Annotated in this window: 11 protein-coding genes; 9 read left to right on the plus strand and 2 right to left on the minus strand. The window is 42.5% G+C overall.

Translation table 11 applies throughout. The features are described from left to right. Positions 1-10: 10 nt before the first annotated feature. On the plus strand, positions 11-493 hold the full coding sequence (locus M4S28_RS10275) for a YajQ family cyclic di-GMP-binding protein (protein ID WP_004733632.1): 483 nt from the start codon (positions 11-13) through the stop codon (positions 491-493). 181 nt (positions 494-674) lie between these two features. On the opposite strand, the gene M4S28_RS10280 is transcribed toward M4S28_RS10275, so the two are convergent. After that, a complete protein-coding gene (locus M4S28_RS10280; protein ID WP_017082223.1) occupies positions 675-1,616 on the minus strand; it encodes a precorrin-2 dehydrogenase/sirohydrochlorin ferrochelatase family protein in 942 nt (313 codons plus the stop codon). A gap of 481 nt (positions 1,617-2,097) precedes the next feature. Between M4S28_RS10280 and M4S28_RS10285 the strand changes: the two genes are divergently transcribed. The 6 genes from M4S28_RS10285 to M4S28_RS10310 all read left to right on the plus strand — a co-directional run bounded on the left by M4S28_RS10285 (position 2,098) and on the right by M4S28_RS10310 (position 7,735). Next, the gene (locus M4S28_RS10285) at positions 2,098-3,126 is read left to right on the plus strand and encodes an amino acid ABC transporter substrate-binding protein (RefSeq protein ID WP_004733634.1); all 1,029 of its coding nucleotides are present in this window, start codon (positions 2,098-2,100) and stop codon (positions 3,124-3,126) included. 71 nt (positions 3,127-3,197) lie between these two features. Then, on the plus strand, positions 3,198-4,403 hold the full coding sequence (locus M4S28_RS10290) for an amino acid ABC transporter permease (RefSeq protein WP_004733635.1): 1,206 nt from the start codon (positions 3,198-3,200) through the stop codon (positions 4,401-4,403). 1 nt (position 4,404) lies between these two features. Then, positions 4,405-5,502 carry an amino acid ABC transporter permease gene (locus tag M4S28_RS10295; RefSeq protein WP_146454336.1) on the plus strand — a complete coding sequence of 366 codons (1,098 nt, stop codon included), beginning with the start codon at positions 4,405-4,407 and terminating at the stop codon, positions 5,500-5,502. Between the two features lie 22 nt (positions 5,503-5,524). Then, positions 5,525-6,289: an amino acid ABC transporter ATP-binding protein gene (locus tag M4S28_RS10300; RefSeq protein ID WP_004733637.1), complete on the plus strand. Its 765-nt coding sequence runs from the start codon at positions 5,525-5,527 to the stop codon at positions 6,287-6,289. A gap of 295 nt (positions 6,290-6,584) precedes the next feature. Then, positions 6,585-7,250, plus strand: a complete 666-nt coding sequence (locus M4S28_RS10305) for a Bax inhibitor-1/YccA family protein (protein ID WP_017110713.1) — start codon at positions 6,585-6,587, stop codon at positions 7,248-7,250. A gap of 155 nt (positions 7,251-7,405) precedes the next feature. Further along, the gene (locus M4S28_RS10310) at positions 7,406-7,735 is read left to right on the plus strand and encodes a TusE/DsrC/DsvC family sulfur relay protein (RefSeq protein ID WP_017082226.1); all 330 of its coding nucleotides are present in this window, start codon (positions 7,406-7,408) and stop codon (positions 7,733-7,735) included. A 58-nt stretch (positions 7,736-7,793) separates the two neighbouring features. On the opposite strand, the gene yccX is transcribed toward M4S28_RS10310, so the two are convergent. Then, positions 7,794-8,081: an acylphosphatase gene (gene yccX, locus M4S28_RS10315; RefSeq protein WP_146454338.1), complete on the minus strand. Its 288-nt coding sequence runs from the start codon at positions 8,079-8,081 to the stop codon at positions 7,794-7,796. A gap of 88 nt (positions 8,082-8,169) precedes the next feature. Between yccX and M4S28_RS10320 the strand changes: the two genes are divergently transcribed. Next, the gene (locus M4S28_RS10320) at positions 8,170-9,573 is read left to right on the plus strand and encodes a methyl-accepting chemotaxis protein (RefSeq protein ID WP_017088499.1); all 1,404 of its coding nucleotides are present in this window, start codon (positions 8,170-8,172) and stop codon (positions 9,571-9,573) included. 129 nt (positions 9,574-9,702) lie between these two features. After that, positions 9,703-10,896 (plus strand): class I SAM-dependent methyltransferase, encoded by a 1,194-nt coding sequence (locus M4S28_RS10325; protein WP_004733618.1) that lies wholly within the window; start codon positions 9,703-9,705, stop codon positions 10,894-10,896. Positions 10,897-10,944: the final 48 nt, after the last annotated feature.

Raw genomic sequence — 10,944 nt, forward strand, 5'->3', positions numbered from 1 at the left:
AAACAACACAATGCCATCATTTGACATTATCTCTGAAGTAGAAGCAGTAGAACTGCGTAACGCGGTAGACAACGCAAACCGTGAACTGTCGACTCGTTTCGATTTTCGCGGCGTTGAAGCAAGCTTTGATTACAAAGATGAATCAGTAAAATTGACTGCTCAAGACGATTTTCAACTGAAGCAAATGCGCGATATCCTTCGTAGCAACCTAACAAAGCGTAATGTTGATCCTAACGCGATGGAAGCGAAAGCGGCAGACCAAACAGGTCGCACTTGGCACCAAACGGTTATCTTTAAGCAAGGTATCGAAACGGATGTCGCTAAGAAAATCGTTAAGCTAATCAAAGACAACAAAGTTAAGGTTCAAGCTTCTATCCAAGGCGACAAAGTTCGTGTCACCGGTAAGAAGCGTGATGACCTACAAGCTGTTATGGCTCTAGTTCGCAGCGGTGAACTTGGTCAACCTTTCCAGTTTGACAACTTCCGCGACTAATTTTTGAGTTTGAGCGACCGCTTATTTGGGTTGCTCATTCATCAGTACAATGTCGTGTTCGAAATAGCAAAAAGCCACTTCTTTGGGAAGTGGCTTTTTATTTATCGGGTCAGTCTTATTCAGCGTCTCTAGCCGATTTCAAACAACTAGAAAGCGCTCACTTCAACTAAAATCTATCAACTCAACTGAGCACTTTGGCAACAGACAGTTTAAGGTCTTTGCCGGCCAGTAAATTGAACTCAACACTCGCTGGTGGAATAAAGACACACACTCGCAATTTCTCGGCCCTCGCTTGCTCAAGCTTGGTCGACAGCTCTCCACTGTCAGCATAGCCTTCTCTTTCTGCGTCTCGGCGGCACAGGTCAACAAATTCAAATGGACAATCGCTCGGTGAAAGCACTAACTCTGCTTCTTGCATCAAACGTAGGGCCTTCATAGGCAATAACTCAACGTCTTGCTCAAATTCGATCCAAGTTACCTGACCTTCACTATCAACTTGCTCAGTCAGCGACTGTTGATAATACGATTCAAGTTGCTCCCTATCCGTCACTTGATTGATAAAACTGGATGACAAAAAGCGTTCCCAGAATTTGCGGCGTTCATCAACAGTAGGAAAGGACTCCTTAATCGAATTGCGTTTTGATGCACCAAAGTCCGCAATCAAACCTATGTTTTGTGGCAATACCGTTTCGAGTTTTTCTCTAATATTTCTCACCAAAACAGGTGATGCGCCCCCACTTGAGATCGCAATTTGGATTCTTCCGCGATTTATCATTGAAGGAGTGATGAAGTCACAATAGGGTAAGTCATCGACCACATTGACAAGAATACCCATTTTTTTTGCATCATTATGTACTTGATGATTTAGGTTTGGGTTGTCTGTTGTTGCCCACACTTGTAAGTAGTTTTTCGAGATAAGTTGTGAAGAGTAAAAATTTTGAATCCAATGTAATTTATTATCATCGACAAGCTGCTTTAAGTAAGGCTCTACCTTTGGGGACACTAACGTGACATCCGCCCCAGCTCTTAACAAGCTATCGACTTTTCGGCAAGCAACCTCACCCCCACCCACCACTAAGATCGGCTTATTTTCTACATCTAAAAACATTGGGAAATAACGCATGTTCTTCCTTGAGGTGACTTCAATAACTATTCAACCATGCTACCAAATTTGGAGCATATTAATAACTATCCAAGTGCAATAAAAATATTTATTCACCAAATTTCAATCTTTCTGAAGTTTAATGTTTCATCATTGTGACATTGATTCAGAATATTAACCTAGTCAATTGTCAATATAAAAATCTAAATCTCGTTGCACCAACAGTGTGAAGCGCTGCACTATTTACATTAAGTTAACATTTGGTCATTCTAATTGTGTTCGGATTTGTGATTTCATTCAAAATTCTTTTTAAATTATACATTTGTGAAAGTACGGATCCTTTCCTAACCTTATAAATAGTTGTTTAAATCGCACACAGTTTCATTTGCAAAATGCAACCAGTTTGATTTGAGTAACAAGGTCATAGAAAACGCAACACATATAGAAAAACTCAAATGAGCACGAGTATCAGGTGTCACCTGGTTAACAAGGAAGGATACAAATGACAAATAAACTAACACTTCTTGCTTCAGTAGTAGCTGCATCAACTGCGATGATGGCAACATCAGCATCAGCGGCAGAAAGCACTCTGGACAAAGTCACATCTCAAGGTTTTCTAACTTGTGGTGTAAGTACCGGTCTTCCAGGGTTCTCTAACCCTAACTCAAAAGGTGAATGGGAAGGAATTGATGTTGAGTATTGTCAAGCTCTTGCAGCGGCTGTACTCGGTGACAAAACTAAAGTTAAGTATGTACCTCTTACTGCTAAAGAACGTTTTACCGCGCTTCAATCTGGCGAAATCGACGTACTATCTCGTAACACAACATGGACACTACATCGTGACACTGCTCTAGGTCTGAATTTCGTAGGCGTTAACTACTACGATGGTCAAGGCTTCATGGTTAAGAAAGAACTCGGTCTTACAAGTGCTCAAGAACTTGATGGCGCTTCTGTATGTGTTCAATCAGGTACAACGACTGAACTCAATCTAGCCGATTACTTCCGTAACAGTGGCATGTCTTACAAGCCAGTGGTATTCGATACGGCAGCACAAACATCTAAAGGCTTCGACGCGGGTCGTTGTGATGTGCTAACGACTGACCAATCTGGTCTTTACGCACTTCGCCTAAACTTAGCTGATCCTAAATCTGCACAGGTACTTCCTGAAATCATCTCTAAAGAGCCACTAGGCCCTGTTGTTCGTCAAGATGATGACAAGTGGTTCAACGTCGCTAAATGGACACTTTCAGCAATGATTAACGCGGAAGAGTACGGTATCTCTTCTAAGAATGCTGACGAAATGCTTAAGTCAAAAGATCCAAACATCAAACGTATTCTTGGTGTTGACGGTCCTAAAGGCAAAGGCCTTGGTATTCGTGACGATTGGGGTTACCAAGTCATTAAACAAGTTGGTAACTACGGTGAGAGCTTCGAACGTACTGTTGGTACAGGTTCACCACTACAGATCTCTCGTGGCGTAAACGCACTATGGAATGCGGGCGGCTTTATGTACGCTCCACCAATCCGTTAATAAATTTACAAGCATCAATTAGGGCGGACTTTTCCGCCCTATTTATTAAATGGATTTGAGGTTATAGCAGTATGAAACCTAATGAAACTATTTCTCCAGCTCAGGCAAAGCCACAGCCCAAAAGTGCCAACCTTTTTTACAACCCCACTTTTCGCTCAATTGTTTTCCAAATTCTCGCCGTCGGGGCGCTTTGTGCTTTCTTCTACACGATTGTAAACAATGCACTCACTAACTTAGATTCCCGTGGTATCGCCACTGGTTTTGATTTTTTATCTCAAGAAGCTGGTTTTGGTATCGGCTTAACACTGATTGAATACGACGAAACATTCTCATACGGTCGTACCTTCTTTATCGGTCTTCTCAATACCGCTTTGGTTTCTGTACTCGGCATCATGTTAGCCACGGTACTGGGCTTTAGTATGGGTATTGCAAGGCTCTCTTCAAATTGGTTAGTTAGCCGATTTGCAGCTATCTATATTGAGATATTCCGAAACATCCCTCTTCTATTGCAAATCTTTTTCTGGTATTTCGCCGTTCTACAAGCCTTACCTTCTGCTCGTCAAAGTATGAGCCTTGGTGAAGCCATTTTCTTGAACGTACGTGGTTTGTACTTCCCTGCACCAGTGTTAGAGCAAGGCAGTAGCATTGTGATCGCATCATTGATCACTGGTGTCATCGCTACTTTTGTTATCAACATCTGGGCTAATAACAAACAAAAGCTAACCGGCCAACAAACACCAATGTTGCGAATTGCTGCGGCGCTGATTGTGGGCTTACCGTTGGTCACTTACTTTGTTATGGGCATGCCTATCTCTGCGGAGTACCCAGTTTTGAAAGGGTTTAACTTCAAGGGCGGTATTAGCATCATCCCTGAACTAGCAGCGTTGATGCTTGCTTTAAGTATCTACACAGCAGCATTCATCGCCGAGATTGTGCGTTCAGGTATTAACGCGGTAAACCATGGGCAAACAGAGGCTGCGATGTCTCTAGGTCTCCCTAGAACACGAACCCTCAAGTTGGTGATTATTCCACAAGCATTAAGAATTATCATTCCACCATTAACCAGTCAGTATTTGAATCTGACCAAAAACTCATCACTTGCGATGGCCATTGGTTATCCCGATCTTGTGTCTGTATTTGCAGGGACAACATTGAACCAAACTGGACAAGCTATCGAAGTAATCGCGATGACAATGGGCGTCTACCTGACTCTAAGCCTATTAACGTCCGCTCTAATGAACATATACAACCGCAAAGTAGCGTTGGTGGAGAGATAAGATGAGTACACATCAATTTCAACCTGATCTTCCGCCTCCAGCGAATACTGTTGGACCTGTCGGTTGGTTAAGAAAAAATCTATTTAATGGACCAATTAACAGTATCGTCACTGTGGTCCTTGGTTATTTTGCTTTCACTTTATTGTGGGCAATAGCAGATTGGGCATTCATTAATGCTGATTGGATAGGAACAACTCGAGATGCCTGTACAAGTGACGGAGCATGTTGGGTTTTCATTAGTGTTCGTTGGGACCAATTCATGTACGGCTTCTATCCAGAAGCTGAACTGTGGCGCCCTCGCCTTTTCTACGCAACGTTAGCTATTTTTGTCGTTTTGTTAGCTTACGAAAAAACACCTAAGCGCACGTGGATTTGGTTGTTCTTCGTAAACATCTACCCGTTTATCATTGCTGGCTTACTATACGGTGGTGTATTTGGACTAGAGGTTGTTGATACCCATAAATGGGGCGGTCTATTGGTTACGCTGATCATCGCACTTGTTGGTATTGTAGTGTCACTTCCTATTGGCGTTGCATTGGCACTCGGGCGTCGTTCAGAGATGCCGATCATCCGCAGTATGTGTACTGTTTACATCGAAATTTGGCGTGGTGTACCGCTGATTACGGTTCTATTTATGGCCTCGGTAATGCTTCCGCTCTTTTTATCAGAAGGGATGGAAACCGATAAACTGATCAGAGCGTTGGTTGGGGTAGTACTATTTAGTGCGGCTTATATGGCAGAGGTAATCCGCGGTGGTTTGCAAGCAATACCAAAAGGTCAATACGAAGCCGCTGATGCTTTAGGGTTGAGCTACTGGAAAAAAACAGGGCTTATCATTCTACCTCAAGCTCTTAAAATTACGATTCCTTCAATTGTGAATACCTTTATTGGTTTGTTCAAAGATACCAGTCTGGTTTTAATTATCGGTATGTTTGATGTATTGGGAATTGGCCAAGCCGCGAATACCGATCCTGAATGGCTTGGGTTTTCAACAGAAAGTTATGTATTTGTCGCGTTAGTGTTCTGGGTGTTTTGTTTTGGCATGTCGAGATACTCGATTTGGCTAGAAAACAGACTTCACACCGGTCACAAACGATAATTAACAAGATCAAGGACGTATTATGACGCAGCAAACAGAAAACAACTCTCAAGGTCTTATGATCGAGTTAAAAGACATGAACAAGTGGTACGGTGAGTTCCACGTTCTTAAAAACATCAATTTAGAAGTTAGAAAAGGCGAGAAAATTGTAATTTGTGGCCCTTCTGGTTCAGGTAAATCCACGATGATTCGCTGTATCAACCGATTAGAAGAGCACCAAAAAGGTCATATCTTCGTTTCAGGTAATGAACTGACAGAAGATCTGAAGAACATTGAAGCCGTGCGCAGAGATGTAGGTATGTGTTTTCAACACTTCAACCTATTCCCTCACCTAACGGTTTTAGAAAACTGTACTCTGGCCCCTATTTGGGTGAAGAAGATGCCGAAAGAGGAAGCCGAAGCCATCGCAATGAAATTCCTCGAACGTGTAAAAATCCCTGAGCAAGCGGATAAATTCCCAGGACAGCTTTCAGGTGGCCAACAACAACGTGTAGCAATCGCTCGTTCTTTATGCATGAACCCTCAAGTCATGTTGTTTGATGAACCAACATCGGCACTCGACCCGGAAATGGTTCGTGAAGTACTAGACGTTATGGTTGAGCTTGCAGAAGAAGGCATGACGATGTTGTGTGTAACGCACGAGATGGGTTTTGCTAAAGAAGTTGCCGACCGCGTTATCTTTATGGATGCAGGTGAAATCATAGAAGAGAACAACCCTGTCGACTTCTTTGAAAACCCACAATCGGACAGAACGCAGAACTTCTTGAGCCAAATCTTGCATCATTAATGTGTTATGATGCATAAATTATAGAGGCGGCTTAGGTCGCCTCTTTATTTTTCAAGGTTATAGATAGTTTTTCAAAGGTTATAAATCATTAGCCAGTAACTATAAAAATTTGAACATCGAGTATTAGCGACACTTTATACGTCATTAGAAACACTTTGTTACACCTTAAGAAACACTTAACCGACTATTTTGATTATTATTTTAGGTATACAAAAGGAATGAAAGACTTGATTTTTCGAACTTTCAGCCCCATAAATGTACTAATAACTATTGAAGTCACCTTACGAGGAAGATTATGAACAGCCCTATGTTTTCACGTACAGCAACTCAAGAGAATGCTCTGCAAACCAATAAAGTGTTGCGTAACACATACGCACTACTGTCTATGACACTACTTTGGTCTGCTGTTGTAGCAGGCGTATCTATGGCGATGAACCTTCCTCGTCCTGGTCTTATTATCATGCTGGTTGGTTTTTACGGTCTGCTATTCCTAACAGAAAAGAACCGTGACAACGGCATGGGTCTTGTATTTACGTTCCTATTTACAGGTTTCCTAGGCTACACAATCGGTCCAATCTTAAACATGTACGTTGGCGCAGGCATGGGTGATGTCATCCTAACTGCACTTGGCGGTACTGCGCTTGCCTTTATGGCAGCGTCAGCTTACGCACTAACAACTAAACGCGACCTTTCATTCCTTAACGGCATGTTAATGGCTGGTTTCGTTGTACTGCTAGTGGGTATGGTTGCAAACATCTTCCTACAGATGCCTCTACTATCATTGGCAATGAGCGGTATGTTCATCCTGTTCTCGACTGGTGTTATCTTGCTAACAACGCAAAGCATCATCCGCGGCGGTGAAACAAACTACATCTCAGCAACGATCAGCTTGTATGTTTCGATCTACAACATCTTCATCAGCCTACTAAGCATCTTAGGTATTATGAACAGCAACGACTAATCATAGTTCGTTCAAAATTGAGCCCAAGAGCCTGTCTCTTGGGCTTTTTTGTATCTATAGTTGCAATATTCCTAGAGATAACGACGATATTTCTTGAGAAAGGCAAACGTGGTCATGTACCCTATTTACTGAGTTAAACTGATTCTGGACTAAACATGTTTGAATATAATGGCAAACAAATTGAAACCGACGCTCAAGGCTACCTATTGGACTACACACAATGGGAAGAAGGTATGATTGAAATCCTGGCTGAAGACGAAGCGATTGAATTGACTGAAGCACACTTGGAAGTAGTCCATTTTGTAAGAAGCTTTTACGAAGAATTCAAAACCTCTCCGGCTGTTCGTATGCTCGTTAAAGCGATGGAAAAAGCACACGGCCCAGAGAAAGGTAACAGCAAGTACCTATTCAAATTGTTCAAGAAAGGCCCCGCTAAACAAGCAACCAAGCTCGCGGGTTTACCTAAACCAGCAAAATGCTTGTAAAGCTTAAACAGCTTTAGGTTGCTCTCAAGGTAAAAAGGTAAATACTGTAGTGCGCTAGCTACAGTATTTTAAATTCCCCTATACGCACATCCTGCCGCTCACTTTCTTTAACTTGATGCATCACTACATGATCTACTGTCGCACTCGAAGGGCCAATATTGAGCCAAGCGTGGAACTTCTCTATTTCCTTACCCTTTCCAACAGCTAACACTTCAACCCGGCCATCATTTAGGTTCTTTGCATAGCCTGAAATGCCCAGAACTTGTGCCTGCCTACTGGTGTGATAGCGAAAACCAACACACTGAACTACGCCTGATACGACAAAAATATATTGTGAACTTTCCATAACGTTGCCTCATAAATTGTATGAATGATATAGTTGCGACTCTATTCATTCACCGCTTATTGGTGGACTTACTTCGAGTATAACGATTATGAAAGAAATCCCATTTCGTTGGATTGACAAATATCTCATTCACCTAAAAATCCAAGAAAAGTTCTATCTACTCTTCTTATTACCTCTTCTCGCCCTGGTTATATTAACTCTTGTTTTAGATAGCGCCGCAGACTCTTTACTTGCTCATCTTTATCAAGAAGAAATGCTCTTGATGAAAGGACTTATCGAAGCGGGTCAACTCACGAAAGATCAAGTTGCTCAACTTGTCAGTAATTCTGAAACCATCTCTTTAGGCTATGGTGTTGGTTCCGTCTCAGTTATGAACGGTGCATTCAGCTTGGTTGCGAACCATGACCAAAACTTATGGTCAGCTCTATCTACGACTCAGGTTTCAATTATCGCAGTAACCCTAACGCTGATCGCGCTAGGAGTTTACTACATCATGACTTTCATCGGCGGCGCAATGTTCTCTATGAACAAAGCATTAAGCACGCTAGCGAGTGGTGATCTCACCTGTCGTATGAACTACTTCCTTGTTCGTGATGAGTTCAGTGAAATCGCAATTACTATTGATAAAGTAGCAGAACGTGAACAAAACATGGTTTTATCAATCCAAGAGTCTGTCGCACTCATGCAACAGATCAGTTCTGACTTAAACCAGTCGACACAACAGAGCTCAGACATCTCGGGTAACCAACAAGAACATCTGAATAGTTTAGCAAGTGCAACGGAACAAATGGCAGCTACGATTCGTGAAGTCGCTACCCTTGCTCATGAGTCTAGCTCTCAAACTATGGACGCTCGCGGTGTTGCACAGAGTGGCCAAGTAAAAGTTTCAAATACATTGGAATCTATCTCAAGCCTATCTCAAGAAATTCAATCAGCTTCGCAAGCGGTAGAAGAGCTTGATGCTAACGCAGCGCAAATTGATGAAGTGGTCGCAACCATCAATGGTATCTCAGAACAAACTAACCTATTAGCCCTGAATGCTGCCATTGAGGCTGCACGTGCTGGCGAGCAAGGTCGTGGATTTGCTGTTGTTGCCGATGAAGTCCGTGCCCTTGCAGGAAGAACACAGCAAGCAACGGTTGAAATCCAGAGCATGATCGAATCATTACAACGTAACAGCCAATCGCTGACAAAATTGATGGAAGTGACTGTTAGCAATGCTAACGAAGGTCAAACATTGATGTCGGAAGTAAACGTTGAGATTGGATCGTTAGCTGAAAAGAACCAATCTATTTCTGATAGCAGCACTCAAATTGCTACTGCTGCTGAAGAGCAAGGTGTTGTTGCTGACAACATTGCACAAAGTGTTGAAGAGATTCGTCATCAATCAGACAGCATCTGTGAAATGATCAGTAAGAGTAATGTAAATGTTGACCAACTTCGTAAGCAAAGCGATACGATGGAAGGTTTGCTGACAGGTCTTAAAGCTTAATACTGACATCTAACCACGCTGTATTAATTAATCATTACTAGGGCTGCTTCTGCAGCCCTTTCTTATTTGCTTTTCCCTTGTACTTCCCCGACAATACCCCTCCTTCAAATTCAACAAACAGAGTAAATTATGACTCCTTCAATTCATCTAGCTAAAGGCCGAGATAAATCACTACGCCGCAAACACCCTTGGGTATTTTCACGCGGTATCGATAAGGTCGAAGGCGAACCACAACAAGGTGAAACTGTAGACGTATATGCTCAAAATGGTCAGTGGCTCGCAAAAGCAGCTTACTCACCAGAATCTCAAATTCGCGCTCGTGTTTGGACATTTGAAAAAGAAGAAATCAATAAAGCGTTTTTCATCAAAAGATTTAAAGACGCACAATCACTACGTGAAGATATCATCGAACGTGACGGCCTAACGGGATACCGATTAACGGCGGCTGAATCTGACGGCCTGCCAGGTATTACTATCGACAAGTACCAAGACTTCTTAGTTTGCCAACTACTGAGTGCTGGCGCGGAATTCAACAAAAGCGTTATCGTTGAAGCTTTAGTTGAATGCTTCCCTGAATGTAATATTTACGAACGCTCTGACGTAGCGGTTCGTAAAAAAGAAGGTTTAGAGCAAACCGTCGGCGTACTGCATGGCGAAGAGCCACCTAAGTCAGTAGTCATTGAAGAAAACGGCGTGAAGATCAGCGTGAACATTATGGAAGGCCACAAAACGGGCTTCTACATGGATCAACGTGATAGCCGCAAAGAATCTATGAAATACGTTAAAGGCAAAGATGTACTTAACTGTTTCTCATACACCGGTGGCTTTGGCCTTTACGCACTTAAAGGTGACGCGAAGCGTGTGATCAACGCAGACGTATCTCAACTTGCTCTTGATACGGCTAAGTTCAACGCTGAACTGAATGAGTTCGACATCTCGAAAAAGCGTGCTGTATTCCTAAACGCTGACGTATTCAAACTACTTCGCGAATACCGTGACCAGGGCACTAAGTTTGACGTAGTGATCATGGATCCACCAAAGTTTGTTTCAAGCAAGAACAACCTAACTTCAGGCGCTAACGGCTACAAAGACGTTAACATGCTAGCGATGCAAATCCTGAATCCAGGTGGAACACTACTCACCTACTCTTGCTCAGGTTTGATGGGTGCTGACCTATTCCAAAAAATCATTGCTGATGCAGCTCTAGATGCAGGCAGAACAGTGAAGTTTGTTGAACGCTTCGAGCAAGCTGCCGATCACTTGATCGATACAGCTTACCCAGAAGGTTTCTACCTAAAAGGTTTTGCTTGTAAGGTGCTTTAATTCTAGTGCTTTAGAATCTAGTTTTCATAGCAAAACAGACGTATTAAA

Origin of the sequence: Vibrio sp. J383 (assembly GCF_023503985.1) — a bacterium.
GTDB lineage: Bacteria > Pseudomonadota > Gammaproteobacteria > Enterobacterales > Vibrionaceae > Vibrio > Vibrio splendidus.

Coding starts and splice junctions, on each gene's coding strand:
- M4S28_RS10275 (WP_004733632.1), top strand. CDS start 11: ATGCCATCATTTGACATTATCTCTGAAGTAGAAGCAGTAGAACTGCGT.
- M4S28_RS10280 (WP_017082223.1), bottom strand. CDS start 1,616: ATGCGTTATTTCCCAATGTTTTTAGATGTAGAAAATAAGCCGATCTTA.
- M4S28_RS10285 (WP_004733634.1), top strand. CDS start 2,098: ATGACAAATAAACTAACACTTCTTGCTTCAGTAGTAGCTGCATCAACT.
- M4S28_RS10290 (WP_004733635.1), top strand. CDS start 3,198: ATGAAACCTAATGAAACTATTTCTCCAGCTCAGGCAAAGCCACAGCCC.
- M4S28_RS10295 (WP_146454336.1), top strand. CDS start 4,405: ATGAGTACACATCAATTTCAACCTGATCTTCCGCCTCCAGCGAATACT.
- M4S28_RS10300 (WP_004733637.1), top strand. CDS start 5,525: ATGACGCAGCAAACAGAAAACAACTCTCAAGGTCTTATGATCGAGTTA.
- M4S28_RS10305 (WP_017110713.1), top strand. CDS start 6,585: ATGAACAGCCCTATGTTTTCACGTACAGCAACTCAAGAGAATGCTCTG.
- M4S28_RS10310 (WP_017082226.1), top strand. CDS start 7,406: ATGTTTGAATATAATGGCAAACAAATTGAAACCGACGCTCAAGGCTAC.
- yccX (WP_146454338.1), bottom strand. CDS start 8,081: ATGGAAAGTTCACAATATATTTTTGTCGTATCAGGCGTAGTTCAGTGT.
- M4S28_RS10320 (WP_017088499.1), top strand. CDS start 8,170: ATGAAAGAAATCCCATTTCGTTGGATTGACAAATATCTCATTCACCTA.
- M4S28_RS10325 (WP_004733618.1), top strand. CDS start 9,703: ATGACTCCTTCAATTCATCTAGCTAAAGGCCGAGATAAATCACTACGC.